23 protein-coding genes are annotated in these 26,482 nt (G+C 65.9%); 10 read left to right on the forward strand and 13 right to left on the reverse strand.

The window, feature by feature from the left end:
- Nucleotides 1-60: 60 nt before the first annotated feature.
- Nucleotides 61-2,364 carry an LPS-assembly protein LptD gene (locus tag NP825_RS03840; protein ID WP_257548584.1) on the reverse strand — a complete coding sequence of 768 codons (2,304 nt, stop codon included), beginning with the start codon at nt 2,362-2,364 and terminating at the stop codon, nt 61-63.
- A gap of 131 nt (nt 2,365-2,495) precedes the next feature.
- On the opposite strand from NP825_RS03840, the gene NP825_RS03845 reads away from it, so the two are divergent.
- From NP825_RS03845 to ndk, 4 genes are all read left to right on the forward strand, one after another.
- Entirely contained in the window at nt 2,496-3,941 is a 1,446-nt protein-coding gene (locus NP825_RS03845) for a leucyl aminopeptidase (protein ID WP_257548585.1), read from the forward strand.
- A gap of 112 nt (nt 3,942-4,053) precedes the next feature.
- Nucleotides 4,054-4,518 (forward strand): DNA polymerase III subunit chi, encoded by a 465-nt coding sequence (locus tag NP825_RS03850; RefSeq protein ID WP_257548586.1) that lies wholly within the window; start codon nt 4,054-4,056, stop codon nt 4,516-4,518.
- Between the two features lie 80 nt (nt 4,519-4,598).
- Nucleotides 4,599-5,120 carry a hypothetical protein gene (locus NP825_RS03855; protein WP_257548587.1) on the forward strand — a complete coding sequence of 174 codons (522 nt, stop codon included), beginning with the start codon at nt 4,599-4,601 and terminating at the stop codon, nt 5,118-5,120.
- A gap of 88 nt (nt 5,121-5,208) precedes the next feature.
- Entirely contained in the window at nt 5,209-5,631 is a 423-nt protein-coding gene (gene ndk, locus NP825_RS03860) for a nucleoside-diphosphate kinase (RefSeq protein ID WP_179499098.1), read from the forward strand.
- A gap of 60 nt (nt 5,632-5,691) precedes the next feature.
- Here ndk and cls read toward each other — a convergent pair whose 3' ends face one another.
- The 3 genes from cls to purM form a co-directional block, all read right to left on the reverse strand.
- Complete coding sequence (cls, locus tag NP825_RS03865) at nt 5,692-7,137, reverse strand: cardiolipin synthase (protein WP_257548591.1); 1,446 nt, start codon at nt 7,135-7,137, stop codon at nt 5,692-5,694.
- A gap of 197 nt (nt 7,138-7,334) precedes the next feature.
- Nucleotides 7,335-8,315 (reverse strand): phosphoribosylglycinamide formyltransferase, encoded by a 981-nt coding sequence (gene purN / locus NP825_RS03870; RefSeq protein WP_257551277.1) that lies wholly within the window; start codon nt 8,313-8,315, stop codon nt 7,335-7,337.
- 120 nt (nt 8,316-8,435) lie between these two features.
- Nucleotides 8,436-9,542, reverse strand: coding sequence for a phosphoribosylformylglycinamidine cyclo-ligase (gene purM, locus NP825_RS03875; protein WP_257548593.1), 1,107 nt, complete (start codon nt 9,540-9,542; stop codon nt 8,436-8,438).
- An 85-nt stretch (nt 9,543-9,627) separates the two neighbouring features.
- Here purM and NP825_RS03880 point away from each other — a divergent pair, with 85 nt between their 5' ends.
- From NP825_RS03880 to NP825_RS03895, 4 genes are all read left to right on the forward strand, one after another.
- Nucleotides 9,628-10,899, forward strand: coding sequence for a heavy-metal-associated domain-containing protein (locus NP825_RS03880; RefSeq protein ID WP_257548596.1), 1,272 nt, complete (start codon nt 9,628-9,630; stop codon nt 10,897-10,899).
- Nucleotides 10,899-11,561, forward strand: a complete 663-nt coding sequence (locus tag NP825_RS03885) for a DnaA/Hda family protein (protein WP_257548598.1) — start codon at nt 10,899-10,901, stop codon at nt 11,559-11,561. Before NP825_RS03880 ends, NP825_RS03885 begins: the two co-directional genes overlap by 1 nt.
- Nucleotides 11,562-11,811: 250 nt before the next feature.
- Entirely contained in the window at nt 11,812-13,983 is a 2,172-nt protein-coding gene (locus tag NP825_RS03890) for an RNA degradosome polyphosphate kinase (RefSeq protein ID WP_257548601.1), read from the forward strand.
- 33 nt (nt 13,984-14,016) lie between these two features.
- A complete protein-coding gene (locus NP825_RS03895) occupies nt 14,017-15,474 on the forward strand; it encodes a Ppx/GppA family phosphatase (RefSeq protein ID WP_257548603.1) in 1,458 nt (485 codons plus the stop codon).
- Between the two features lie 113 nt (nt 15,475-15,587).
- Here the strand turns inward: NP825_RS03895 and rnd are convergent, their stop codons facing one another.
- The 7 genes from rnd to NP825_RS03930 all read right to left on the reverse strand — a co-directional run bounded on the left by rnd (nt 15,588) and on the right by NP825_RS03930 (nt 23,420).
- A complete protein-coding gene (gene rnd, locus NP825_RS03900; protein ID WP_257548605.1) occupies nt 15,588-16,775 on the reverse strand; it encodes a ribonuclease D in 1,188 nt (395 codons plus the stop codon).
- A 106-nt stretch (nt 16,776-16,881) separates the two neighbouring features.
- Nucleotides 16,882-17,643: an SDR family oxidoreductase gene (locus NP825_RS03905; RefSeq protein WP_257548607.1), complete on the reverse strand. Its 762-nt coding sequence runs from the start codon at nt 17,641-17,643 to the stop codon at nt 16,882-16,884.
- Nucleotides 17,644-17,664: 21 nt separating this feature from the next.
- The gene (locus NP825_RS03910; RefSeq protein ID WP_257548608.1) at nt 17,665-18,381 is read right to left on the reverse strand and encodes an SDR family oxidoreductase; all 717 of its coding nucleotides are present in this window, start codon (nt 18,379-18,381) and stop codon (nt 17,665-17,667) included.
- On the reverse strand, nt 18,378-19,727 hold the full coding sequence (locus NP825_RS03915; protein ID WP_257548609.1) for an MFS transporter: 1,350 nt from the start codon (nt 19,725-19,727) through the stop codon (nt 18,378-18,380). The genes NP825_RS03910 and NP825_RS03915 overlap by 4 nt, the downstream gene beginning before the upstream one ends.
- A 2-nt stretch (nt 19,728-19,729) precedes the next feature.
- The gene (locus tag NP825_RS03920; protein ID WP_257548610.1) at nt 19,730-21,907 is read right to left on the reverse strand and encodes a TonB-dependent receptor; all 2,178 of its coding nucleotides are present in this window, start codon (nt 21,905-21,907) and stop codon (nt 19,730-19,732) included.
- Nucleotides 21,908-22,314: 407 nt separating this feature from the next.
- The gene (locus tag NP825_RS03925) at nt 22,315-22,752 is read right to left on the reverse strand and encodes a cytochrome c family protein (protein ID WP_257548611.1); all 438 of its coding nucleotides are present in this window, start codon (nt 22,750-22,752) and stop codon (nt 22,315-22,317) included.
- Nucleotides 22,752-23,420: a cytochrome c family protein gene (locus tag NP825_RS03930; protein ID WP_257548612.1), complete on the reverse strand. Its 669-nt coding sequence runs from the start codon at nt 23,418-23,420 to the stop codon at nt 22,752-22,754. The genes NP825_RS03925 and NP825_RS03930 overlap by 1 nt, the downstream gene beginning before the upstream one ends.
- A 167-nt stretch (nt 23,421-23,587) precedes the next feature.
- Between NP825_RS03930 and NP825_RS03935 the strand changes: the two genes are divergently transcribed.
- Complete coding sequence (locus tag NP825_RS03935) at nt 23,588-24,478, forward strand: prephenate dehydratase (protein ID WP_257548613.1); 891 nt, start codon at nt 23,588-23,590, stop codon at nt 24,476-24,478.
- A 10-nt stretch (nt 24,479-24,488) separates the two neighbouring features.
- Here NP825_RS03935 and NP825_RS03940 read toward each other — a convergent pair whose 3' ends face one another.
- Nucleotides 24,489-25,160, reverse strand: a complete 672-nt coding sequence (locus NP825_RS03940) for a CDP-alcohol phosphatidyltransferase family protein (RefSeq protein ID WP_257548614.1) — start codon at nt 25,158-25,160, stop codon at nt 24,489-24,491.
- A gap of 195 nt (nt 25,161-25,355) precedes the next feature.
- Here NP825_RS03940 and NP825_RS03945 point away from each other — a divergent pair, with 195 nt between their 5' ends.
- Complete coding sequence (locus NP825_RS03945) at nt 25,356-25,982, forward strand: DUF805 domain-containing protein (protein WP_257548615.1); 627 nt, start codon at nt 25,356-25,358, stop codon at nt 25,980-25,982.
- Here the strand turns inward: NP825_RS03945 and NP825_RS03950 are convergent, their stop codons facing one another.
- Nucleotides 25,983-26,480 (reverse strand): hypothetical protein, encoded by a 498-nt coding sequence (locus tag NP825_RS03950; protein ID WP_257551280.1) that lies wholly within the window; start codon nt 26,478-26,480, stop codon nt 25,983-25,985.
- Nucleotides 26,481-26,482: the final 2 nt, after the last annotated feature.

Consider the following 26,482-nt stretch of genomic DNA (forward strand, 5'->3'; position numbering starts at 1 on the left):
ACGCTGAATGGAAGCTGAGCGGCCAAGCAATGCCGATGCCGGCGCGGGAAGCCGCCCTCGTTAGAACCCCAGATTGCGGAAGGCGATGCGGAACGAGAAGCTGTTGCCGCGGCGCGCGTCGCCGGTGTCGATATAGTCGCGACGCCAGGTCAGCGCGATCGACAGACATTCGTCGTCATAGGCGAGGCCCAGGCGGTGGCGAATCGGGTCGAAGCCGTCGGCGACGCCCAGCGGATCGTCGCTCTTGCGCGTCAGGTCGACGATCGCCGATCCGAAGATCGACCAGTTCTTTGCAAAAGCGACGCGGCCGCCGGCGCGCACTTCCTCGCGATCCTGCAGATCCTCGCCGAGCAGCAGGATGTCGCGGTTGAGCCGCGAATAGCCGAGCACGGCATAGGTCGAGCGGCTGCCGATCATCGCATCGATCTCGTTCCGCCGCACCGCCAGATTATCCTTGTCGAGCCGGAAACGGTGCGTCAGCCGCAGGAAATCCTTGTAGGCGATGGTGGTGCGGCCGACGATGTCCGACGTGCGGTCGGTGAGGCCGGTGCCGTCGGGAAACAGGCTGGGCTTGTCCGACAGACGATAGCTTTGGCCGATGATGCTGTTGATGTTGAGGCCCGGCCGGCTGAAATTCCATTCGAGGCCATAGGTGATGCGCGCGCCGTCCTCGAAGCGGTCGTAGCCGTTGAAGCGGTTGATCGCGAACAGATTGCTGTCCTCGAGGTCGAAGGCGCGCGAATCCTCGTTGGGGATATCGAGGTTCTTGAGACTGGGGGTGGCGACGATCTGGACGCGCGGAGTCAGCGTCTGGGTGCCGCCCAGAAATTCGCCGACGAAAGGCCAGCGCATGTCGGCGGCGACCGCCGCGATGCCGCGGCCTTCCCAGCCCGATTTGCCGCGATAGCCGGGGATCGCGGTCAGCAGATTTTCATCGCTGTGATAGACGTCGCCGCGCACCATCGCGGTCAGCACGACCTCCTGGCCGAGGCCGGTCAGGCCGCGCAGATTCCAGGTCGCGCCGGCAAAGGCGCGCTGCGTGTCCTGCCCTGCGGTGCGGGCGATCGCCAGCGTGTTGAGCTGCAATTCGATCTGTCCGCCGAGCAGCGGGTCGGCGAGCCGCTGGCGATAGTCGATGATCGGCAGCGCGATCGGCTGCTGGCCCTGCACGTCGTTGCGTCGCAGCGTCTGGGTCGCCCAGCCCGCGATCGACAAATAGCTCTGTCCGCCGATCCGTTCGAGCTCGAAGGTCGAGCGCAGCCGGTCGTCGCGGCTGATATCGTAACGGCGCATGAAGGTGCGGTCGGTCGTGATGCGGCCCGAATAGGACAGGCTCCACCGCGGATCGAACTGGAATTTGCCCGCGCTTTCCAGATAGCCGCGGAATTGGCGGTTGGGGTCGATCACCTGCCCCGATACCGGAACGACCGAGCTGTGGGTCGCATAGCCGTTGATGCGGAACGAGCCGATGTCGGTGAGCGCGCGAAACTCGCCTTCGATCATCGGCACCGATCCGGTGTAGAGATGCGGCGTGATCGTGATGTCGCGGTCGGGCGCGAGGCGCAGATAATAAGGCATCGCGATCTCGAAGCCGTTGGTGCGGTCGAGACGGATTTCGGGAACGAGCAGCCCGCTGCCCGCCTCGCTGTTCGCGGGATGGCTGAGCCCCGGCAGCGGAATCAGCGGCAGGCCGAAAATCTCGACCCGCGCCCCCTTGTAGCGCACCTTGTTCTTGCCGCGGTCATAGATCACGCGGACGGCACGGATCTGCCAGCTCGGTTTCTTGGGACAGCCCGACCCGTCCTCGACGGGGCAGGGGGTGTAGGCGGCGTTCTCCAGCTCGATATTGCCGTTGTCGAAGCGCGTGCCCTTCACCGCCGCGAGGCGCGCGCCGTTATCGAGCACGACGAGCATATTCTCGACCACCCCGTCGCGCAGCGTGTCGGTCAGGACGATGCGGTCGCCATAGGCGGTGTCGCCCTCGGGATTCTTTAGCGCGACATCGCCCTCGGCGACGACCTCGCCGGTCTTGCGGTTCCAGGTCACCTTGTCGGCGCGCATCTCGACCGTGTCGCGCTTCATCTCGACATTGCCCTCGGCCACGACGATGTCGGTCTCATTATCGTAGTTGAGGTTGTCGGCGGCGAAACCGATCTGTTCGTCGGACTTGGGCGCGGGAGCGTCGACCGTATCGGCCGGGACGTCACGGTCCTGAAGATCGGGCTGGTCCTGCGGTGCCTGCACGACGGGCGGTTCGGCTGTCTGCTGCGCGGCGACCGGGCACGCCATGAGGGCGACGCCGCTCGCGGTCGCAAGCCAGAGCGGCTGTGCGCGGGAGGACCGATGGAACAAAGCCCAGCTCATTTGATATATTTGTCCCACGCCTTATCTAGTGTCCACCCGTGCCGGGCCGGCTGCTTTGTTTTGCAACTCGCAGGCGAAACCCCTATCGGTCCGGCACGTTCCAATCAATCATCGCATGAGAAAGTTAAGGCATGGACATCCAGTTTGTCGCGCAAATCGATGCGTCTGCCGACGTTGTCGCTTTTCCGGTCCGCAAGGGCGAGGCCGCCAAGCTCGGCGCGCTGCTCGGCGCGGCGGCGGCGCAGGCGCGGTTCGAGGGCGCGGCGGGCGCGGTCGCGGAGACCGCGGCGCTCGACGGCGAGCAGGCGAAGCGGCTGCTGCTGGTCGGAATCGGCGACGGCACGACGCACGACCTCGAACGCGGCGGCGCGGCGCTGACGGCCAGGCTGCAGACGAGCGGCGTGGCGGCGGTCCATGTCGACTTCGCGAGCGCGGGGCAGAGCGACGAGGATGACGTCCTCGCCTTCGCGATGGGCGCGCGGCTGCGCGACTGGCGCCTCGACACCTATCGCACCCGGCTGGCCGATACGGCGAAACCGAGCCTGAAGACGATCGTGATCGCGTCGCCGGCGGGCGACCTGTCGGCGCGTTGGGGCCGCTATTCGGCGGTCGCCGACGGCGTCGCGCTGACCCAGACGCTCGTCGCCGAGCCGCCGAACATCCTCTATCCCGAGACGTTCGTCGAACGCTGCCAGCATCTGACCGACCTCGGCGTCGAACTGGAAGTGCTCGACGAGCGGCAGATGAAGGCGCTCGGCATGGGCGCGCTGCTCGGCGTCGCGCAGGGCTCGACCCGCCCGCCGCGGCTGCTCGCGATGCGCTGGAACGGCGGCAATCCGGGCGAGGCGCCGGTGGTCTTCGTCGGCAAGGGCGTCACCTTCGACACCGGCGGCATCAGCCTGAAACCCGGACCGGGCATGGACATGATGAAGTGGGACATGGGCGGCGCGGGCGCAGTCGCGGGCGCGATCAAGGCGATCGCCGGACGCAAGGCGAAGGCGAATGTCGTCGGCGTCGTCGGCCTCGTCGAGAATATGCCCGACGGCAATGCGATGCGCCCCGGCGACATCGTCACGACGATGTCGGGGCAGACGGTCGAAGTGCTCAACACCGACGCCGAGGGCCGGCTTGTCCTGTGCGACGCGATCGCCTGGGCGCAGAAGGCCTATGATCCCAAGGTCGTCGTCGATCTCGCGACCCTGACCGGGGCGATGGTGATTTCGCTCGGCCACGAATATGCGGGGATGTTCACGAACGACGAAGCACTCGCGGCGAACCTGCTCGAGGCGGGCGAGGCGAGCGGCAACAAGCTGTGGCGCTTCCCGCTGTCGCCCGCTTACGACAAGTTGATCGACAGTCCGATCGCCGACATGAAGAATATCGGCCCGCGCGAAGGCGGCTCGATCACCGCGGCGCAGTTCCTCAAGCGCTATGTGAACGAAGGCGTCGCCTGGGCGCATCTCGACATCGCGGGCATGGCGTGGGCCGACAAGGACGGCCCGGTCTATGGCAAGGGTGCGACGGGTTACGGCGTGCGCCTGCTCGATCGTTTCATTGCGGATCATCACGAGGGGTGATCCACTATACCCGTCATTGCGAGGAGCGAAGCGACGCGGCAATCTCCAGCCATCGGCCTTGCGCGAGGTCGATGGCTGGAGATTACTTCCCCCAGCTTTCGCCGGGGTCGCAATGACTGAACAGCAGATACCTCGCGTCGATTTCTACCGGCTGACCCGCGACCCCGTCGAGCGGGTGCTGCCCGCCATTGCTACGCGGGTTCTGGGCAATGGCGACCGCCTGCTGGTGGTCGCGGCCCCGGCGATGCAGCGGCAGGCGATCGACGGCGCGCTCTGGACGCTCCAGCCCGCGAGCTTTCTTCCGCACGGTCCTGCCGGTTCGCCCGACGAGGCGATCGAGCCGATTTTGCTTTCGGGTGCGATCGCCGCTGACGCGCCCAACGGCGCGACGCACGTCGCGCTTGCCGACGGAGAGTGGCGCGAGGAAGCGCTTGGTTTCGCGCGGGCCTTCCTGCTTTTCGACAACAGCCGCATCGACGACGCCCGCGCGACATGGCGTGCGCTCGCGGCGCGCGAGGATGTCGATAATCGTTTCTGGAAACAGGACGATCGCGGCCGCTGGTCCGAAGGGCCCTGATCTTTCGGCTGTGACATGGGTCACGGACAGCGGACGCGTTGCGTTGCAGATCATACCCCATGATTTTTCAGGAGCTTGGAATGACTATACGCACGAATCTCGCCCTCGCCGCCGTCATGGCATTGCTCGTCGCGGGTTGCGGCTCGAAATCGGAGAGCGAGGTCGCCAGCGGCACCTATACCGATCCCGCGACAGGCAAGACCGCCGAATATAAGGTCAGCGGGAGCAAGGACGGCGAAGAGGGCAATGTTACCGTCAAGACCGAGGATGGCGAGGTTCGTTTCGGCACAGACGCCAAACTGCCCGCGGGCCTCACTCCTTATCCGGGATCGAAGATGACCGGCGGATTCGCCGGGTCGTCCGAAGGCAGGAAAGGCGGCATGGCGGGGTTCGAGGTCAAGGCGAAGGTCGCCGACGTCGTCGCCCATTACCGCAGCCAGATCGAGGCGGCGGGACTCAAGGTCAAATCCGAAATGACCGCCGACGACACGATGATCATCGGCGCCGAAAAGCCCGGCGACGAAAAGACGACGATCCAGGTCACCGCGACGCAGGAAGGCGACATGGTCAATGGCGCGATCACCTATGGTTCGGGCGGGTAGGGGCTGACTGCGCTCCGACCTTGCAGTGCAGCAAAAGCGCGGCTAGAGGCGCGCGCATTGCAGAAAATACCAACCCAGGAGCTTTCCCATGGCGGTCACCCGCACCTTTTCGATCATCAAGCCCGACGCGACGCGTCGCAACATCACCGGCGCCGTCACCAAGATGCTGGAAGACGCCGGCCTTCGCGTTGTCGCCTCGAAGCGCATCCACATGACCCGCGAGCAGGCCGAAGGCTTTTACGCGGTCCACAAGGAGCGTCCCTTCTTTGGTGAACTCGTCGAATTCATGACCTCGGGCCCGGTCGTCGTCCAGGTTCTGGAAGGCGAGAATGCGATGCAGCGCAACCGCGACATCATGGGCGCCACCAACCCCAAGGACGCCGCCCCCGGCACGATCCGCAAGGAACTGGCCGAGAGCATCGAGGCGAACACGGTCCACGGTTCGGACAGCGACGAGAATGCGGCGATCGAAATCGCCTATTTCTTCAAGCCCGAAGAGATCGTCGGCTAAACGATCCAAGCCGCAAGGCCGCAAGGGGCCGCCGGAGCGATCCGGCGGCCCTTTTTGCGTTCAGAGCAGCGGGCTCACCGTCGCGACGAGATTTTGCCACAACCGCCGAACGATCCCGAAGTCCGCGACGTCCTGAGCCGTCACGCGGTCCGATGCGGCGATATACTCGGCCTGACGCGCGCGGATTTCGGCGGCGAACGCCTTGTCGCGCAGCAGGATATTATTCTCGAAATTGAGCTCGAAGCTCCGCCGGTCGAGGTTGGCCGATCCGATCAGCGCGACCTCGCCGTCGACGAGCATCGTCTTGGCATGGAGCAGGCCGGAGCGATATTCGTAGAGCTTCACCCCCGCCGCGACGAGATCGGCGTAATAGCTGCGGCTTGCGCCCGCGACGATGCGGCTGTCGTTGCGCTTGGGGAGAACCAGCACCGTCTCGACCCCGCGCCGTGCGCAGTCGAGCAGCGCGAAGAGCAATTGCTCGTCGGGCACGAAATAGGGCGTGGTGACGACAATCTCGCGCCGCGCCGAATGGATGAGCGAGGTGAAGCAGGCGGTCATCGCGGCATAGCGGAGATTGGGGCCGGTGCCGATCACCTGTGCCGCGATCCCGGGCACTTGTGCGGGTTCGGGTTCGGCGCCGTCGCGGAGCAGGTCGCCGATGTCGTCGCCGCGCTCGCTTTCCCAATCGGCGGCGAAGACGAACTGGCAATCGCGGACGACAGGGCCTTCCCAGCGCGTCATGATGTCGACCCACGGGGCATATTTGGACTTAATCCGGAATTCGGGATCGGCGAGATTCTGGCTGCCGCACCAGGCGATGCGATTGTCGACGATCAGCTGCTTCCTGTGATTGCGCAAGTCGAAGCGGCCGCGGATCAGCGTCCAGATCAGGCCGCCGATCGGCAGCGCGATTCGCGCGTCGATTCCCGCATTCTGCAACTCGATCCAATAGGCCGAGCGGATGAAGCCGCGCGAACCGAGCGCGTCGGCGAGCACGCGCACTTTCACCCCGCGCTTCGCCGCGCGGACCAGCGCGTCCTTGATCCGGAAGCCGTTGTGGTCGGCAAGCCAGATATAGAAGCAGAGGTGGACGGTCGATTTGGCGTTGTCGATATCGTCGACCATCTCGCGGATCGCGGCGTTGCTGTCCGCCGCGAGGCGCGCGCGGTTCCCGGCGGTCGGGGGCAGCGCATTGACCGTCTCGGCGAGCGCGAAGGGCGCAGCCCAGGCGCTGCGCGCGAGCGCGCGGCGTACCTCGGCGCGCTCGTGGGGGTGCGGCAGATGCGCCTCGATCGCGGCATAGCGCGCGCGTCGCTTGGCGCTGATCCGCGCTTCGCCGAGCAGCAGGTAAGCGAGGATGCCGACCACCGGTACCGCGATCGTCGCGATCAGCCAGGCGAGCCGTGACGCGGGCTCGCGCTGCGGCCGCAGGATGATCCGCCCCATGATGACGATGAAAGCGGCGATATAGGCCGCAGACAGGATCAGGGCGAAATCGAATTCCATTACCCCCAATTCACCGCGCTTCGGTGGAAAAGGCCAGCGCGAAATTTTGGGGTGAGGGGCAAGCCTTTAATCTGACCCATCGTCCCGTTCGTGTCGAGCGAAGTCGAGACACCCATTGAGGTAGCGCCTGGCCTGATGGGTGTCTCGACTTCGCTCGACACGAACCGAATTGGGGGGGCGATTTAACGCGCCGCGCTCTAAAAATCCTCAGTCACCGCCATCAGTCCCGCGAGCTTCTTCGGCGCAATCGCGAGCCAGCTCTTGCGGAGCCATTCGCCGATCGCGTCCCAGTCGGTATCGCCGAGATCGAGGCGGATGCCGATCCAGCCGTCGCCGAAATAGGCGGGGCGGTAATAGCGCGCTTCGTCGAGTTCGATGAGCTGTGCCTGTTCGTCGGCGCCGCTGATCTTGACCAGCAGCGCGGTCCGGCCGTCGCCATGATGATCGTGCGTGAAATAAGCGAACTTCTTGCCTTTGACGATCCCGAAGCAGGGCATGCCGTGAGAGGTCGTCTCGTCGGCCTCGGGCAGCGCCATCGCCAACTCGCGGAGGCGGCCGAGCAGCCAGTCGGGCGAGCGCTCGCGTGACACGAAGGCGGCGAGGGTGGCGGGGTAAAGCTGATGCTCGGCGAACTGGACCCGCCGCGCGAGGCTTTCGGCGGTGTCGCCGCGCGCGATCGCGACCGGCGTCTGCGCCAGCACCGGGCCGTCGTCGAGCGCCTGGGTGACGACATGGATGCTGCATCCGCCATGGGTATCGCCGGCGTCGATCGCCTGTTGGTGGGTGTTCAGCCCCTTGTATTTGGGGAGCAGGCTCGGGTGGATGTTGAGCATCCGTCCGGCCCAGCGCGTGACGAAATCGTCGCTCAGGATGCGCATATAGCCCGCCAGCGCGACATAGTCGGCGCCGGCCGCGCGGAGCTGTTCGTCGACCAGCGCGTCGAAGGCGTCGCGGTCCATGCCCTTGTGTGCGTGTGCCCACGTCGCGATGCCCTCGGCGTTGGCGAGCGCCAGTCCCGCCGCATCGGGGTTGTTGCTGGCGACGAGCACGAGTTCATAGGGGCAGGCCTCGGCCTTCGCGGCATAGAGCAAGGCCGCCATATTGGTGCCGGTGCCGGAGATGAGAACGGCGACGCGGGCTTTCACACCGATCCTCCCCGGAACGGGGAGGGGGACCATGCGAAGCATGGTGGAGGGGCGCAAGCGGAGTCGTGCGACATCTTGAGGATGGATGACACCGCACATGCCCCTCCACCCCCCGCTTCGCGGGCGGTCCCCCTCCCCCCGTGGGGGAGGATCCTATGCATGATGTGTCGCGCTCCACGCGCCCATCGCGCTCCACGTCTCCGACCCGCCCGACACGGTGCAGCCCTTCTCACCCTCGGCGATATGCCCGATCCGGTGCACTGTCTCGCCCGCGGCCTGCAGCGCCGCTGTCACCTCGGCGACGTCGCTCTCGGCCACGACCACCGCCATGCCGATCCCGCAATTGAAGGTGCGCGCCATTTCCTCGGGCTCGATATTCCCCTGCGCCTGCAGGAAGGCCATCAGCCGCGGCTGTTCCCAAGCGTCGGCGTCGATATGCGCGTGCAGCGTCTTCGGCAGCACGCGCGGGATATTCTCGAGCAGCCCGCCGCCGGTGATGTGCGCGAGCGCGTGAATCCGGCCGATCTTCACCAGCGGCAGCAGGCTCTTCACATAGATGCGCGTCGGCGCCATCAGCGCGTCGATCAGCAGGATAGTCTGGTCGAACAGGGCGGGGCGGTCGAGCTTCCAGCCCTTGTCGGCGGCGAGACGGCGCACGAGCGAAAAGCCGTTCGAGTGGATCCCCGACGAGGCAAGGCCGAGAATGACGTCGCCCGCCGCGACCTTGTCGGCGGTGAGCACCTGGTCGCGCTCGACCGCGCCGACGCAGAAGCCCGCGAGATCATAGTCGCCGTCCGAATACATGCCCGGCATTTCGGCGGTCTCGCCCCCGATCAACGCGCAGCCCGCCTGCTTGCAACCCTCGGCGATGCTCGCGACGACCTCGGTCGCGACATCATTGTCGAGCTTGCCGGTGGCGTAATAGTCGAGGAAGAACAAAGGCTCTGCGCCCTGAACGATCAGGTCGTTGGCGCACATCGCGACCAGATCGATGCCGACCCCGTCATGCTTGCCCGAATCGATCGCGAGCTTGAGCTTGGTGCCGACCCCGTCGTTCGCCGCGACGAGCAAGGGATCGCTGAACCCGGCGGCCTTGAGGTCGAAGAAACCGCCGAAGCCGCCGAGGTCGGCGTCGGCGCCGGGGCGGCGCGTCGCTCGGGCGAGCGGAGCGATGGCACGGACCAGCGCATTGCCGGTCTCGATCGAGACGCCGGCCTGCGCATATGTGTAAGGGGCGGGCTGGTTGTGCTTGGAATCCATGGCACGCGCGACTAACGGTTCCAGCCGATAATTGCCATGATTTCCTTGTCCGGGCCCGCGCTTTTGGGCAGAGCATAGAGAAGATATGACCTCGGCTGCTTTCCCCCGTTCGACTCCCGGTTTCCCGCTCCGCTCGTTCGTGTCCCGCGATTGGCGCTGGGCGGCGCTTTTCGGGCTGTTTCTGGCGGTCCTGGTCGCAGGCCTCGTCGAGGGACAGATCGCGCGCGGCGATCGCGGCATCACCCCGATCAACAGCAGCGGCGATTTCCTCGCGAGCGGGATCACCGTCGATGTCGTCGGCGATAACGCCGAGGATGCGCGCGAAAAGGGCTGGCGCGAGGCGCAGCGCAAGGGCTGGGCGCAGCTCTACAAGCGGATCAACGGCAGCGACGGCCCGGCGCTCGGCGATTCGGTGCTCGACGGCATCGTCACCGCGATCGTCGTCGAAAAAGAGCAGATCGGCCCGCGGCGCTATGTCGCGACGCTCGGCGTCCAGTTCGACCGCGTCCGCGCGGGGCAGATTCTCGGCGTCAGCGGCCGCACTTTGCGGTCGCCGCCCTTGCTTGTCATTCCCGTCTATTCGATCGACGGCATCGAGCAGGTGTTCGAGCAGCGCAGCGCATGGCAGCGCGCCTGGGCGGAATATAATACGGGGCAGAGCGCGATCGACTATGTTCGCACCGCAGGCACCGGCGCCGACACTTTGCTGCTCAATCCGGGGCAGACCGGCCGCCGCGGCCGCGTCTGGTGGCGCGTGATCCTCGACCAATATGGCGCCGCCGACGTGCTGATCCCGATCGCGCGGGTCGAATACAGCTATCCCGGCGGGCCGATCCGGGGCGTCTTCACCGCGCGCTTCGGCCCCGACAACAAGCTGATCGACAGCTTCACCATGACCGGCCCGAGCCCCGCCGCGCTGCCCGACATGATGGAGAAGGCGGTCGCGCGGATGGATGCGATCTACACCGGCGCGCTCGCGGCGGGCGTGCTCAGGACCGACACCTATCTCGTCCTCGAAAAGCCGGTCGAAAAGGCCGACCTGCCCGAGGAAACGGTGACCGAGGACGATGCGCTGCCGACCGAAACCGACAGCAGCACCCCCGTCGCGCCCGTCGCCGGGATGCAAAGCTTCACCGTCCAGTATAGTTCGCCCGACGTCGATTCGGTCTCCGCGACCGAACGCGCGGTCGGCGGCGTCGCGGGGGTCCAGTCGGCGTCGACGACCAGCCTTGCGCTCGGCGGCACGTCGGTGATGCGCGTCAGCTTCCGCGGCGACCTCGCAGCCCTGAAGGCGGCGCTCGCCGCGCGCGGCTTCAAGGTGCAGGAGGGCGGCGGGCAACTGCGGATCAGTCGCTGATGGCCGGGCCTTCGGGACAGATCGCGCTGCCGCTCGACTGGAGCGCCGGCGGCGCCAACGACGGACCGCTGATCGTCGGCGCGAGCAATGCCGACGCGGTGCGCTACCTTCGCCATGTCGCGACCTGGCCGGTGCGGACCGCGGTGCTGACCGGCCCGCGCGGATCGGGGCGTAGCCTGATGGGTCGGCTCTTTGCGGCGGAGACCGGCGGGCGCGTGATCGACGGTCCCGCCAGCGTCTCCGAGGAAGAGATTTTCCACGCCTGGAACGCGGCCCAATCCTCGGGCACGCCGCTGCTCATCATCGCCGACGCGCCGCCGGCGGAATGGAATATCGCGCTGCCCGATCTGCGCTCGCGCCTCGCCGCCGTCCCGGTGCTGACGATCGGCGAGCCCGACGATTGCCTCGCCCGCGACCTGATCGAGGCGCTGTTCGCGCAGCGCGGCATCGCGATCGCGCCCGAAGTGCCGTCCTACATCGTGCCGCGCATGGAGCGCAGCTATGCGATGATCCACCGCATCGTCGCGGCGCTCGACGCCGCTTCGCTCGAAAAAGGGCGCGGCATCGGCATTCGTCTTATTCGTGAAACATTACTGTCACAGGGGCTGATCGATCCCGATTTATTGGAGCGCGAATCCTGTTCCAACAGGCCCGAGGTTTGAAGCGATTTCGCTCAGTGCTAGGAAGACAGGCGTAGGAATATGTCGATATTTCAAGACTGGCTGACGACGCAATGAGCGAAATCGGTCAAATCCCGAAGGGACAGCGAAATGGCTTCCATCTCGGGCGAAATCGCCCTTGGAAAGGCAATCAGCCTTCCCTGCGGTCGATTTCGCCCGATATGTTCGCCATTTCGCTGCCTCGGGCCTGTTGGAACAGGATTCGCGCTCCCCAAAGACAGGATGCAGCGACATGTCGATAGCCGGCGGCCCCCTACGCGCAGACAATGACGCCGATACGGCGCCCCCTTCCTTCGGGCCCGAACGCTTCTTCAACCGCGAACTGTCGTGGCTCGCCTTCAATCGGCGAGTGATGGAGGAGGCGCGCAATCCCGCGCATCCTTTGCTCGAACGGCTGCGCTTCCTGTCGATTTCGGGGAGCAACCTCGACGAATTCTTCATGGTCCGCGTCGCGGGGCTGAAGGGGCAGCAGCTTCAGGGGATCGACGATCCGTCGGCCGACGGCCGTTCGCCGGGGCAGCAGCTCGCCGAAATCGAGGCCGAGGTGAACCGCCTCGTCGACCAGCAGCAGAGCGAATGGCAATTGCTGCATCGGCAGCTCGGCGAACAGGGGATCGTCGTGCACGGTGCCGGGTCGGACAAGGATGCGCTGCGTACCCGGCTGCGCCAATATTTCATCGACCAGATCTTTCCGATCCTCACCCCGCAGGTGCTCGACCCCGCGCATCCCTTTCCCTTCATCCCCAATCGCGGGTTGGGCGTGATCTTCGATCTTCAGCGCAAGGCGACCGGCGATACGGTACGCGAATTGGTGATGATCCCCGCGTCGCTGGCGCGCTTCGTGCCGGTGCCGGGGGAGCCGGGCAGTTTCGTGCCGATCGAATATCTGATCGAGCTGTTCGCCGATCTGCTGTTTCCGGGTTTTGCGGTGCGCTCGCTCGGGGTCTTTCGCATCATCCGCGACAGCGATATCGAAATCGAGGAAGAGGCCGAGGATCTCGTCCGCCTGTTCCGCACCGCGATCCGCCGCCGCCGCCGCGGCCGCGTCATCCTGATGGAGGTCGAGGCCGACATGCCGGCCGAACTCGCCGCAGTGCTCAACGCCGACATCCAGGGGCATGAGGCGATGGTCGCCAAGATCGGCGGCTTCATTGGTCTCGCGGCGCTGTCGGCGCTCGTCGACATCGACCGGCCCGACCTCAAATTCCCCGCTTACTCGCCGCGCTTTCCCGAGCGCATCCGCGAGCATGGCGGCGATTGCTTCGCGGCGATCCGCTCGAAGGACATCGTCGTCCATCATCCCTATGAGAGCTTCGACGTCGTGGTGTCCTTTCTGCGGCAGGCGGCCGCCGATCCAGATGTCGTCGCGATCAAGCAGACGCTCTATCGCGCGGGCAACCAGTCGCCGGTGATCCGCGCACTGATCGAGGCGGCCGAGGCAGGCAAGTCGGTGACCGCGATCGTCGAACTCAAGGCGCGCTTCGACGAGGAGCAGAACCTCCTTTGGGCGAACCAGCTCGAACGCGCGGGCGTGCAGGTCGTCTATGGCTTCATCGAGTGGAAGACCCACGCAAAAATCTCGATGGTCGTACGCCGCGAAGGGCAGGGCTATCGCACCTACTGCCACTTCGGCACCGGCAATTATCATCCAGTGACCGCGCGCATCTATACCGATCTGAGCTTTTTCACCGCCGACCCGCGCGCCGGGCGTGATGCGGCGCAGCTCTTCAATTACATCACCGGCTATGTCGAGCCCGAGCGGCTCGAACTCATCACCATGTCGCCGCTCAACATGCGCCAGCATCTGTGCGACCTGGTCGATGCCGAGATCGCGGCCGCGAAGGTGGGAGGGGCGTCGGGCCTGTGGGCGAAGATGAACAGCCTCGTCGATCCCGGCATCATCGACAAGCTTTACGAAGCGAGCGCGGCGGGGGTGCCGATCGACCTGATCGTGCGCGGCATCTGCTGCCTGCGTCCCGGCGTGCCGGGGCTGTCGGAGACGATCCGCGTCAAGTCGGTCGTCGGCCGCTTTCTGGAGCATAGTCGCATCTGGGCCTTCGCCAACGGCGCGCGCCTGCCGCACAGCGGCGCGAAGCTCTATATCTCCAGCGCCGACTGGATGCCGCGCAACTTTGATCGCCGGGTCGAATATATGATCCCGATCGAGAATCCGACCGTGCACGACCAGATATTGGACCAGGTGCTCGTCGCCAATCTGATCGACAATGAGCAAAGCTGGGTGCTGCAACCAGACGGCACCTATCGCCGGCTGGTTCCGGGCGACAAGCCATTCAACCTGCATCATTATTTCATGAACAACCCGTCGCTGTCGGGCCGCGGCACCGCATTGCACAAGCGGCATGACGTTCCCACGCTCGACTTTCCCATGCGCGAGGATCGATAGATTTTGAGCCTTTCCCGCTCCCCGAAGAACGCCGTGCGCCGCTCGGCGGTGATCGACATCGGCTCCAACTCGGTCCGCATCGTCGTTTACGAAGGCCCAGCGCGCGCGCCGGCGGTGATCTTCAACGAAAAGGTCGCGGCAGGGCTTGGCCGCGGGCTCGCGATCGACGGCCGGATCGCGCCCGAGGATGCCGAGCGTGGTCTCGTTGCGCTGCGCCGCTATGCGCTGCTCGCGCGGCATATGGGGGTGACCGACCTGCAATGCGTTGCGACCGCGGCGGTGCGTGACGCCGCCAACGGCCCGGTTTTCATCGCCGCCGCTGCCGAAGCGGGGCTCGAAATCCGCCTGCTGTCGGGCGAGGAAGAGGCCGAGGCGGCGGGCTATGGCGTGCTGTCGGCGATCCCCGACGCGTGCGGGATCGCGGTCGACCTGGGGGGCGGCAGTCTGGAGCTTGCCGAGGTCGCCGACGGCGCGGTCGGGCGGCGCGCTTCCTTTCCGCTCGGCGTGCTGCGCCTGCCCGCGCTACGCAAGGATGGCGAACAGGCGTTCGAGCGCGCGATCCGCAAGATGCTGAAAAGCGCGGGCTGGCCGAACGGCGGGCTGTCGGGCCTGCCTCTCTATCTGGTCGGCGGGTCGTGGCGCGCGCTGTCGCGCCTCGACCTCGAACTGACGAAAGATCCGCTCGCGGTGCTCGACCAGCACAGGCTGCCGCGTACCGCGCTCCGCCGCCTGATCCGCGCGACCAAGCGCTTGAGCTTCGAGGAACTGCGCGCGATTCCCGGCATGGCGGCGAACCGCGCGGCGGCCTTGCCCGACGCTGCCGCGCTGCTCGCCGCGCTCGTCAATATTCTCGACGTGCCCGAAATGACGGTGTCTTCTTCGGGTTTGCGCGAAGGCCTGCTGTTCCAGGCGCTCGATGCCGAGACGCGTGCGCAGGACCCGCTGATCATCGCCGCCGATTTCGAGGGGCGTCGATTGGCGCGGTTCGCGCCGCATGGCCGGGCGATCGCCGAATGGATCGCGCCGCTGTTCGCGAACGAGGCGGTCGCCGACAGCCGCGTCCGTCTCGCCGCGAGCCTGCTCAGCGATGTCGCCTGGTCTGCGAACCCCGATTTTCGCGCTGAGCGTGGCACCGAGATCGGTCTGCACGGCAATTGGCGCAGCATCGACATTCCGGGGCGCATCCTGCTCGCGCGCGCGCTGTATGCGGGTTTCGGCGGTGCCGATGCCGATTTTCCCATCATGGGCCGGCTGGTCAGCGACGAACGGCTGGCGCGGGCGCGGCAATGGGGCCTCGCGATCCGTCTCGCGCAGCGGCTGACCGGCGGCGTCGAGGCGCCTTTGAAGGCGAGCGGTATCGCGCTCGCCGACGGCAAGCTCAGGCTCTGTCTCGATGCCGGCTGGCATCATCTGGCGGGGGAATCGGTCGAACGCCGCCTGCGCATCCTCGCGCAGGCGCTCGACGCGAAGCCGGAGCTGGTGTTGCTCTGATAGCGAAAGAAAGCAGCGTGTCCCCGCGAAGGCGGGGACCCATCTCCTGCCGGCTCGGAATGGAACCGTCCGGCGATGGACCCCCGCCTTCGCGGGGGCACATGATCTTTTAGTCAGACTTCGCTGACCGTCGCGGTGTCGATTTCGCTCATCACCAGCTTGCCGTTTTTCACGGCGAAACCCATGCGCCCCTCGACCAGGTCGAGCGCGGCGTGGCCGAAGACATCGTAGCGCCAGCCCTGCATCAAGGCGATGCCGTCGCGGCCGCCCGCCGCGAGCGCTTCGAGATCGTCGCTGCGCGCGATCAATCGCGCGGCTGCGTTGAGTTCGCGCGCGCGAATCTTGAGGAGCAGCTTCAAAAGGTCCGCGACCAGCGCGCCTTCCTTGCCGAGCCCCGGCCCGCGCGGCGCGCGATCGGGCATGTCCTCCTTCGACAGCGGCTTGGCGCTCGCGAGCGCGTCCATCAGCCGACCGCCGATGTCGTTCGCTTTCCACGTCGCCGACAGTCCGCGCACCCCGCCCAGCCCTTCCTGCTGCTTCGGCGGATGCGCGGCGAGGTCGGCGAGCGTCTCGTCCTTGACGATGCGGCCGCGCGGGAGATTCTTGGTCCGCGCCTCGCGTTCGCGCCACGCGGCGAGCGCCTTCAGTCGCCCGAGCACGTCGGGCTTGCGCGACGGAATCTTGATCCGCTGCCACGCCTTGTCGGGATCGATGCTGTAGTTGGCGGGGTTGGCGAGTTTCTCCATCTCCTCGTCGAGCCAGTGGCCGCGGCCGGTCTTGATCAGCTTCTTCAGCATCATCGGGAAAATCTTCGCGAGATGGGTCACGTCGCCGATCGCATAATCGATCTGCCGCTTGTCGAGCGGGCGGCGGCTCCAGTCGGTGAAGCGCGCGCCCTTGTCGAGCTGCAGCCCGATCCACGCCTCGACCAGGTTGGAATAGCCGACCTGCTCGGCCTGCCCCAGCGCCATCTGGCCGATTTGCGTGTCGAAGATCGGGTGCGGCGTCTTGCCGGTCAGGTTGAAGATGATTTCGACATCCTGCCCGCCCGCGTGAAAGACCTTTAGCACGTCCTGATTGTCGACGAGCAGGTCGAGCAGCGGTTTCAGGTCGATCCCCGGCGCCATCGGGTCGATCGCTGCGGCATGTTCGCTGTCCGCGACCTGGATCAGGCATAGTTCGGGCCAGAAGGTGTTCTCGCGCATGAATTCGGTATCGACCGCGACGAAATCGCTGGTCTTGATCAGGTCCAAAAATTCGACGAGCGCTGCGCTGGTTTCGATAAGCGGATGGATTTGCATATTGGGCCTATACAGCGACTTTTTCGCGACGGGCAGGAAAAATTCGGGGCACCCTTCAGGTCGCGCGGGTGGCGGTCTCGTCCCACGTCCCCAATCTTCAGGCGGGTCAGGCCGCGGTGAAACCCGCATCGATGGCCAGCACGGTGCCGACCGCAGAAGCGGCTCCCGGGGAGCTCAGCCACAATATTCCCGAGGCGATTTCTTCGGGCGTGCTCGATCGGCCCAACGGATAGAGCGCGCCTCCTCCGGACGGGGCGTTCCCATCATAGGATGCGATGATGCGCTCTGCCATCGGGGTCTGTACGCCCGCCGGACATACCGCGTTGATGCGGACACCCCGCTTTGCATATTGCAGGGCGGCGCTGCGGGTCAGGCCGATCACCGCATGTTTGGACATGCTATAGATGGCCGACCGTCTGGAGCCGACCAGACCGGCGCCCGAAGAAACATTGACGATACTGCCGCCCTCGGGGTTTTCGAGCATCGCCGAAATCTGGATCTTCATGCACTGCCATATGCTGCGCAGGTTGATGTCCATGACGCGATCGTAGAGCGCGTCGTCTTCGTCGAGGAGGTTGCACGTCTTCCCCTCGACTCCCGCGGCATTCACGGCGCAGTCGAGGCGCGACCAGCGTCGATCGATGGCATGGGCGGCGGCCTGGACAGCCGCGCCGTCTGTCAGGTCGCAGGCGCATTCCAGACACTCGCCGCCTTGCGTCTCTATGGTCCGAGCGACTATTTCGAGCCCCGAACGATCGACATCCAGAAGCGCGACGCGGGCACCTGCCTCGGCGAAAGCAAGCGCCGTGGCCCGGCCGATACCCGACGCCGCCCCCGTCACGAGTGCCACCTTGCCCTTGAACGGCATCGCTCGTTCCCCTCGCTGCAACTAGCCCGTGGTTGCCAGGCCGCCATCGACGTCGACGATCGACCCCGTCATGTAGGGATTGGCGGCGCAAGCCAGTATCTGGAACGCGATTTCCTCGGGCAATGCGACACGCGCCATCGGCACCGCGGGAGCGGGCGCATTCGCGCCGCGTGCTGCGCGCAGCATCGGCGTGTCGACCAATCCGGGCGCGACGCAATTGACCCGCACGGGCGCGAATTCGGCCGCGAGGACGCGGGTCAGCGCCTCGATTGCGGCACTCGCGGCCGCCACCGGCGCCCGGCCCGCGCGCGGGCGCCGCGCCGCGGCTCCCGACACGAGCGTCAGCGAACCCGCGTCGGTCAGCCGCGCGAACCGGGCGACGACATAAGGCCCCCAGAATTTGGAAGCGAAGGTCGCGCGCGCCGTGTCGAGCGGCAATTCGCGCACGGGGGCGGAACGGATCGCGGCGGCGGTGACGACGATATGGTCGAAGGGGAGATGCGCGCTGAAGAAGCCTTCCACCGCCGCTTCGTCGATCATGTCGAAGGCGGCATATTCCGTGTCCGCACCGATGCTTGCGGCGGCTGCCTCGGCGCGGTCCGGGTTTCGGCCCGCAACGCTGACCTTCGCGCCATGGGTAGCGGCAAGCCGGGCTGTGGCGAGGCCGATTCCCGAACTTCCCCCGACGACGAGAAACCGCTGCGACGCGAAGTCGGCAAAGCCGGGTGCTTCGCTCATGCCCAAACCTCTGCCATCTCCACCGCCTCGCGCATCTGGCGGCGGCCAAGCGCGAAGCAAGCCGCCGCGAACAGGCCCAATACGACGCAGGTCAGCGCCATCGCCAGCCCGACTTTCGCGGGGTCGTGAAAGATCAGCTCGGTGCAGGTCGCGACCACGGTCGGGCCGGTTCCTGCGCCGAGCAGCGTGACGACGAACAGATAGATTGCCGACACCGTGCCGCGGAGTTCGTTCGGCGTGACGATCTGGATCGACGCCGACGCCATGCCGCCGATCGGCGCGAGCAGCTTGAGGACCGTATAGAAGAGGAAGAAAAGGACGATGCTGGACGAGGAAAAGCCGATCGCGCCGCACAGCGCGATGGTCAGCGACAACCACACGGCGAAGCGGAAATGCGCGTCGCGCACCCCGCGCGCCATCTGCCGGTCGACGAACATCCCCATGCCGAGCAGCCCCGACGAGCCGGCAAGAGCGGTCAGCGCCGCCATGGTGAAGCCGGTCTGTGTCACCGACCAGCCGAAACCGCGCATCAGATGCGCGGGCACCCAGGCGATGGTGCCATAGGCGATCGCGGCGACCGCGCCATAGCCGAGGAAGTGGCAGGTGAAAAAGCGGCCGCGCTCGGCGATGAAGCGGAACGCCTCGCCGAAACCGGCCTTGCCGCCGCCTCGCAGACCGCGCCGCACCGGCTCGGGAAACAGGAAGACGAGCAGGGCGAAGGCGATGCCGGGAAGCCCGGTGACGATGAAGACGAATTGCCACGGTCGCACTTCGCCGACCAGCGGCAGCGAAAGGCCACCGTCGGCGGTCAGCGCCATGCCGATCACCAGCCCGCCGATCGCGAAGGCGATGGCTTGCCCGACGATCGAACCGATCGCGAAGACCGACATGGCGGTGGTGAGCCATTCGCGCGGGAAGAGGTCGCTCAGCATCGAATAGGCCGACGGCGCGAGCGCCGCTTCGCCGAGCCCGACGCCGAAGCGCGCGAGCAGGAGGTGCCAGAAATTGCGCGCGAGGCCGCACGCAGCGGCGGCAATTCCCCAGGCGATCACGCCGATGCAGATGATCTGGCGGCGCGGGAAGCGGTCGACCAGCCAGCCGAGTGGAATGCCCATCACCGCATAGCAGAGCGCGAAAGCGAAGCCCTGGAGCAGGCTGATCTGGAAATCCGAAATCGCCAGGTCGCGGCGGATGTCGTCGACCATCAGCGAGATGATCTGGCGGTCGAGAAAGGCGACCGCGCCAAGGATGAAGAGGACGGCGACGGCGCTCCACGCGACCGGGGAGGAGGGGTAATCCTCCCCGGTCGCGGGAGCGGCGCGGAGCTCGGAAGGGCTCGCGTCCATGCCTAGTAGCTGAAGCCGATCCGGACCCCATAGGTTCGCGGTGCGGCGTAGCGGTCGAACACGGCGGGTTCCCCGACCAGTCCGTTCGCGGTCGACAGCTTGCCCGACCCGATGCCGTTGGTGACATAGAGGACGTCGAAGATGTTCTGCACATAGCCCGCGATATACCAGCTACCGCGATCATAGCGGATCTGGGCGTTGGTCATCCATTGCGGGTCGACCGAATGCGTCTTGTATTCGAACGGCGTCCAATAGGTGCGCGAGCGATAGGCGGCATCGACATGCAGCGATACTTCGCCGCCCGCGACCTCGCGCGGGATCGTGTAATCGACCGCAATGCTGCCCGTTGTCCCGGGCGCGCGCGGCAGGCGGTTGCCCTTTACGTCGACGAGCGCGGGCGCGTCGGGTGAATTGCAGGGGCCGATGACCGAATCGCACAGGATCGCCGATCCATATTCGCTGTGGAGCAGCGACAGGCCGAAGGTCAGACGCAGGTTCGGCGTCACCGCCCAATTGCCCTCGGCATCGAGGCCCCAGATCTTCGCCGTTCCGGCATTGGTCACCACGCGCTGAAGATTGGCGAGCGTCTGCGAGACCTGAATGTCCTTGTAGCTATAATAGAAGCCCGACAGGCTGGTACGCAGCTTGCGGTCGAACAGGCTGGCTTTGATGCCGCCTTCATAGGACCATATGCTCTCGGGCTTGAAGGGGTTGAGCGGGTTCTGGAGGTTGAACCCCCCGCTCTTGAAGCCGCTCGTCGCATTGGCATAGAGGAGCACGTCCTCGCTCGGCCGGAATTCGACCCCGACGCGCGGCGAGAAGCTGTCCCAGCTTGCCTTGTTGCTGACCCACGGCACCGACGGAATGATGCGAAGCTGGCGATAATCGCGCTTTTCGTCCGAATAGCGCAGGCCCGCGCTGATCGTGAACTGCGGCGCCACGTCCAGACTGGCATCGACGAAAACCGAATAGGCGTCGGTCTTGCCATAGCGGTCGTAGGACGAAAGCCCGCCCGCATATTGGTACTGAAATTCACGCGCATTTTCATGGAAATAGTTGAATCCCACGATGGCGTGGAGCGGTTTCGACGTGTCGGTCGCCAGATAGGTTTCGTGGTAATAGGAGGTCGAGGTCGTGATGTCGCCGAGATAGGAACCCTGATAGGGCTTCCCGTTGACGATTCCCGGCGGCAGCGCGACCTGGTCGAGATCGAGGAAGGTCGGACCCGAATCGAAATGACGGCGGCTGGTCACCGATTTGACCGTGCCGATCCCGGTGTCCCAGCGCAGGTGGAGCGACTGGCCGTCGTTCTCGATCGGTTGCGCCGCGCCGACGTCGCCCATCACCTTGCGCGGATCGTCGACATATTGGTCGACCGGCGAGATCAGATACCACCAGGATTCGGGATTGCGGATCTTCAGATAGTCGGTGTTGTTTGAATTGCTGTAGTCGGCGCGCAGGATCGCCTCGAAATCGGGCGACAGCTTCCAGCGCAGCGCCGCGCGCACGCCGGTCGAGCTCTGGCCCTGCATCCGCTGGCCCAGATAGATATTCTCGTTATAGCCCTTGTGATAGGCCGACTGGACCGAGACGCGTAGCGCGAGCTTGTCTTCGACCAATGGCGCGTTGATCGATGCGCGCGCGGCGAGGGTGCTGTAATTGCCGAACGAGACGTCGGCCTTGCCGCTCGGCGTGAAGCTGGGATCGGTGGAAATGATGTTGATCGCACCGCCGGTCGCGTTGCGGCCGTAAAGCGTCGCCTGCGGTCCCTTGAGCACCTCGACGCGCTCGACGTCGTTGAATTCCTGAAACACCTGGATGCTGTTCGGAACATAGACGCCATCGACATAGGTCGCGACGCTGTTGCCGGCCGAGATGCCCTGGAGGTTGTTGCCGACGCCGCGGATATAGATCTGGGCTTGCTGTCCCGAATCCTTGGCGATCATCAGCCCGGGGACCTGATATTGCAGGCCGCCGCTATCGGTGATCCCCGATTTTTCAAGCTGGGTCGACGACAGGGCGGAGATCGATGCCGGGACATCCTGAAGCGAGGATTCGCGGCGCATCGCGGTGACGACGATATCACCATCCCGATCCTGTGCGCCCGCTTCGGCGGCCTGGGTGCTGGCATCCGCGGCCGCCGACTGCTGGGCCTGCGCTACGCCCGCCGACATCAGCATGGCGCTTGCAATCGCAAAACTCGAAACGCCTTTTCGCAACATATCATCTCCCCTGTATGCCCTGAACTCGGACGGCCAATTGCCGATAATGGTTAGTATTCGAAGTATTTGGAATTTTGTCAATGCTGCGGGGGATATTTTTCAATATATTGAAATATCGTGTTTTTATTTTGGCCGAACATCATCGGCCATGCTTCATGGAGCACCCCCGATAAGGGGCGGCAAGGCGTTCGGGTGGCGTTTCGGGAGCGGAGGTTGCTCAGTCGATCCCGTTGCTTGATGGCTCGCTCGTATCGGGCGCAGCCGAAGCCGGTCCAAGCCGGACCCGACGCAAGGAGGCTAAGCCGATTCGGACCTGGGCAGGCAGCTTGTCTCGCCTCGATACCCGTCCCAGGCGCAGGCGAGGGCTATTCCGACTGCGCTTTCAGATACAGGATCAGCGCCTTGCGATCCGCGGCGTCGTCGATGCCGGCAAACGCCATGCGGGTGCCGGGAAGCGCCTTCATCGGCGCAGTCAGGAAATGATCGAGCGCGGCCTCGTCCCAGACGCCGCCCTTGGCCTTCATTGCCCCCGAATAGGAAAAGCCCTCATGGCTGGCGACCGCGCGGCCGACGACGCCATGAAGGTTCGGGCCGATGCCGTTGGAGCCGCCCTTGTCGATCGTGTGGCAGGCGACGCAGCGCTTGAAGACCTGTTCGCCCATCGCCGCGGTCGGTTCGATCGCGGGTGCGGGATCGGACGCCGACGCGCTATCGGTGGTTGCCGCAGCATCGGCCGGCGGCCCGGCCTTGCCGCAGCCGGCGAGCATCAGCGCGCCCGCCAGCACGACGGGCGCGAGGCGCATTATTTCTTGGCTTCGGCGGGAGCGGGGGCGGCGCCTTCGGCTGCCGGAGTGGCCGCTGCGGCTTTATCCGCACCTTCGGCGGCCGGGGCCGCAGCCTTGTCGCCTTCGGCCGGCGCGGCGGCCGCATCGCCCGCGGGCGCCGCTTCGGGCTTCGGCAGCGGCAGGTTCGAACCCTGCGCGTTGAGATAGACGATCAGGTTGGCGCGATCTTCGGGGCTCGACAGGCCCGCGAACGACATTTTGGTGCCGGCTGCGAACTTGCGCGGGCTGGTCAGCCAATGGTCCATCTTGTCGAAGTCCCAGTTGCCGCCGACGCCCTTGAGCGCGTCGGAGAAGGCGAAACCGCCCTTGCCCTGGCCGATCGCTTCGCCGAGCGTGCCATAAAGGTTGGGGCCGATGCCGTTGGCGCCGCCCTGGTTGATCGTGTGGCACGCGGCGCACTTCGCGAACACTGCCTCGCCCTTCGCGGCGTCGGCCGCAGCGAGCAGGTTGGGAAGCGGAACGGCCGCCGCGCCGCCGCCTGCGCCGCCCTCGGCATCCTCGATCGGAAAGCCGGGCTTTTCGGGATTGTGACTGGCGAACAACATGCCCGAGCCGATCGTCAGGCCCAGCGCGCAGATGCCGGCGAACAGCACCCAGCCGGCAATAGTGTTGTTGCGATTGTCCATGCTTGCAGCCCCGTTCGCTAACGCCCGCCCATGGGCGCGTCTATGATTTGGACGCTCCCTTACTGGGGCGGGGAGCGCGGCGCAAGGGGATGAAATGCGATGCCGCGCCGGTTGCGCGCTGAGGGCGCTGCCGCTATGCGCCGCGCTTCTGGCGCGGGAAGGCGGTCATGGGCAGTTATTCGGCTTCGGCACAAGCATTGGTGGACGAAATGCGGGCGGCGGCGCTCGCCGAGCCGGCGCGCGGGCTCGCCTTTCAGGGCGCGCCCGGCGCGAACAGCGACCTGGCTGCGCGCGAATATGACGCGGATTCGCTGCCGCTGCCCTGCTATTCGTTCGAGGATGCGATCGAGGCGGTGCGTGATGGGAAAGTCGAGCGCGCGATCATCCCGATCGAGAACAGCCTGCACGGCCGCGTCGCCGATATCCATTTCCTGTTGCCCGAATCCGGCCTGTTCATCGTCGGCGAGCATTTCCTGCCGATCCGCTATGGCCTGATGAGCCGCGACCTTGGCCCCGTCACGCGGGCGATGAGCCACGAGCAGGCGCTCGGCCAGTGCCGCCAATGGCTGCGTGCGAACAATATCTCGCCGGTCGCGCACAGCGACACCGCGGGCGCCGCTGCCTGGGTCGCCGACAGCGACGAGGTCGGCCTCGCCGCGCTCGCACCGCCGCACGCGGCGGAACTCTACGGGCTGACGCTGCACGGCACCGGGATGGAAGACGCCGACCATAATATGACGCGCTTCGTCGTCCTCGCGCGCGAGCCGCTCGCGGAGCCGCCGGCCGGCGTGCCGCTGATGACGACCTTCGTCTTCGAGGTGAAGAATATTCCCGCCGCGCTCTACAAGGCGCTGGGCGGCTTCGCGACCAACGGCGTCAACATGACCAAGCTCGAAAGCTATCAGGTCGGGGGCAGCTTCGCGGCGACCAAATTCTATGCCGACATCGTCGGCGCGCCGGGCGACGAGCGCGTCGACCGCGCGCTCGAGGAACTCGATTTCCAGACCAAGTCGCTGTCGCTCCTCGGCACCTATCCGCAGGCGCGCCTCAGGCCCTAGGGACGGAGCCTTACCCTCCGCGTCCGCGGAGCATATGGGCCATTGCGAAGCTCTGCACCACGAAGATCGTTACGAGGATGCTCGCAACGACGAGGCCGAACAGGTCGAAGGGCGAGAAATTGGTTCCGCCGATGTCGCCGGGGCCGACGAGCGCCATGGTGACGGTCATCGCCATCAGCATCAGCCGAAGCTCGGTCGGCCCGCCCGCCATGTAGGAAAGGCGGAATTCGCCGACGACCTTCGCGGCGAGGAAAGTGTGGATCGACAGCAGGAAATAGCCGATCACCGCCATCAGCGCGACGTCGAGCCGCATATAGGGGCTGGCCCCGATCGCCCCGACCATCAGCAGCGTCCCGACCGCGTCGATGCTGTGGTCGACGAAATAGCCGTAGCGCGGCCGCTCGATCCGTCGCCAGCGCGCGAGGCTGCCGTCAAGCGAGTCGCCGAACCAGTTGACGATATAGCCGACGAGGCAAAGCCCCAGCCATTCGTCGTCGATCCAGCTCAGCATATAGCCCGCGGCGACGATGACGGCGCCGAGGAAGCCGAGCGTGGTGAGCTGATCGGGCGTGACCCATGCGGGAAGGCGAGGGCAAATCCAGTTGAGCAGACGGCGTTCGTGGCGCGCGAGGAAATTCTGCTGGATGCGGGTCGGCGCGCCGGCCGCCGGGGGGATCGTCATGAAAGCCTTTCGTCGTCGCCGTCGCAAAAATGTCGGCGGAATGTCATCGGGGCGTCATAGACCAAAGGCGTGGAGCCGCAAAGGCCGAGTGCGCCGATGGCGCATCGCTGCGACGGTTCGCCGCCGAAACGGCGCGTTTGGGCGATTGGCAGGTCCGGCGCGAACCGATAGTCTGGCTCGCAAAGGGGGATGGATATGACCGAGATTTCGATGGCGCAAATCGCGCGGCACGGGTTCGGCGGTCTGTTCGACCCTCGAGGGCGTGACGCGCGAAAGCAATATTGGCTGTTCCTGCTTCTCGTTTTCGGTCCGCTCGTGGTTGTGCAGCTTATCGTTCAACTGGTCCTGACCATCCCGCCGCTTGACCTGACCGCTGCAACGCATCCCCGCGATCCGTCGGCCAGCATGCACCTCATGCAGATTCAACTGCGGGCAATGGTGACCGCGGCCTATGCGAACATCGGGCTCTATCTGCTCGGCGCCCTGTTGCTGCTGACGGCAACGGCGCGGCGATTGCATGATCGCGGCCGGGCAGGCTGGTGGGCGCTGGCGTTGCCGGGGGCCATCTTTGCGACCGGCCTCGGGCAAGCGCGGCGTATGGCGGCGATGGCGGAGCAGATGCCGCAAATCCTGGCGGAGATGGAGACGAAGACTCGGCCCGATTTCGCCGATGCGTTGTCCTTTCCCGCGAGGATGCAGGCATCGGCCGGGATCGATTGGCCCTCTATCGTCGGCGGGCTGATCCTTCTCTGGCTTATTGTCGAACTGGTGCGGGCGGGAACCGATGCGCCGAACCGGTACGGACCGCCACCCGGTCGGTAATCATTCCTGCCAGGGACCGATTTCGCCGACTTCGCCGATCATGCGGAAACGCACGTCGTCATCGACCCACGCGACCTCCCACATCGGTGCCGGCCGCGCCCATTCGCCGATCACGAACAGCGGCAGCTTGTTCGCGGCGACGAAGGCGAGGTCGTCGGCCGTGGGGCCCGGGACGACGGTTTCGGATTTCTGGTGCAGCCGCACGACGGCGAGCGTGCCATCGGGCGGCGCGGGCAGCGACTGGCGCGCGGGAAAGCCGAGGCTCGCGGCGACGACGGGATAGCCCTTGCCGTCGCGGCCGAGCAGCAGCAGCTTGTCGGCGGTGGCATAGGGGCCGCCGACCGGTCGCCCCGCGACCTTGCGCCCCGCGACCGCGGCATATTCGCGAATGTCGCTGTCGGCGATCGTGGGCGGCGCGGCCTCGCTTTCGGCTGCGGGGGCGGGTGATGGCGGCGCGGTACCCGGATCGCCGATGACCGCCGCGGCGAACAGCAGCACCC

Origin of the sequence: Sphingopyxis sp. DBS4 (assembly GCF_024628865.1) — a bacterium.
GTDB lineage: Bacteria > Pseudomonadota > Alphaproteobacteria > Sphingomonadales > Sphingomonadaceae > Sphingopyxis.

Coding starts and splice junctions, on each gene's coding strand:
- NP825_RS03840 (WP_257548584.1), bottom strand. CDS start 2,364: ATGAGCTGGGCTTTGTTCCATCGGTCCTCCCGCGCACAGCCGCTCTGG.
- NP825_RS03845 (WP_257548585.1), top strand. CDS start 2,496: ATGGACATCCAGTTTGTCGCGCAAATCGATGCGTCTGCCGACGTTGTC.
- NP825_RS03850 (WP_257548586.1), top strand. CDS start 4,054: ATGACTGAACAGCAGATACCTCGCGTCGATTTCTACCGGCTGACCCGC.
- NP825_RS03855 (WP_257548587.1), top strand. CDS start 4,599: ATGACTATACGCACGAATCTCGCCCTCGCCGCCGTCATGGCATTGCTC.
- ndk (WP_179499098.1), top strand. CDS start 5,209: ATGGCGGTCACCCGCACCTTTTCGATCATCAAGCCCGACGCGACGCGT.
- cls (WP_257548591.1), bottom strand. CDS start 7,137: ATGGAATTCGATTTCGCCCTGATCCTGTCTGCGGCCTATATCGCCGCT.
- purN (WP_257551277.1), bottom strand. CDS start 8,315: ATGGTCCCCCTCCCCGTTCCGGGGAGGATCGGTGTGAAAGCCCGCGTC.
- purM (WP_257548593.1), bottom strand. CDS start 9,542: ATGGATTCCAAGCACAACCAGCCCGCCCCTTACACATATGCGCAGGCC.
- NP825_RS03880 (WP_257548596.1), top strand. CDS start 9,628: ATGACCTCGGCTGCTTTCCCCCGTTCGACTCCCGGTTTCCCGCTCCGC.
- NP825_RS03885 (WP_257548598.1), top strand. CDS start 10,899: ATGGCCGGGCCTTCGGGACAGATCGCGCTGCCGCTCGACTGGAGCGCC.
- NP825_RS03890 (WP_257548601.1), top strand. CDS start 11,812: ATGTCGATAGCCGGCGGCCCCCTACGCGCAGACAATGACGCCGATACG.
- rnd (WP_257548605.1), bottom strand. CDS start 16,775: ATGCAAATCCATCCGCTTATCGAAACCAGCGCAGCGCTCGTCGAATTT.
- NP825_RS03905 (WP_257548607.1), bottom strand. CDS start 17,643: ATGCCGTTCAAGGGCAAGGTGGCACTCGTGACGGGGGCGGCGTCGGGT.
- NP825_RS03910 (WP_257548608.1), bottom strand. CDS start 18,381: ATGAGCGAAGCACCCGGCTTTGCCGACTTCGCGTCGCAGCGGTTTCTC.
- NP825_RS03915 (WP_257548609.1), bottom strand. CDS start 19,727: ATGGACGCGAGCCCTTCCGAGCTCCGCGCCGCTCCCGCGACCGGGGAG.
- NP825_RS03920 (WP_257548610.1), bottom strand. CDS start 21,907: ATGCTGATGTCGGCGGGCGTAGCGCAGGCCCAGCAGTCGGCGGCCGCG.
- NP825_RS03925 (WP_257548611.1), bottom strand. CDS start 22,752: ATGCGCCTCGCGCCCGTCGTGCTGGCGGGCGCGCTGATGCTCGCCGGC.
- NP825_RS03930 (WP_257548612.1), bottom strand. CDS start 23,420: ATGGACAATCGCAACAACACTATTGCCGGCTGGGTGCTGTTCGCCGGC.
- NP825_RS03935 (WP_257548613.1), top strand. CDS start 23,588: ATGGGCAGTTATTCGGCTTCGGCACAAGCATTGGTGGACGAAATGCGG.
- NP825_RS03940 (WP_257548614.1), bottom strand. CDS start 25,160: ATGACGATCCCCCCGGCGGCCGGCGCGCCGACCCGCATCCAGCAGAAT.
- NP825_RS03945 (WP_257548615.1), top strand. CDS start 25,356: ATGACCGAGATTTCGATGGCGCAAATCGCGCGGCACGGGTTCGGCGGT.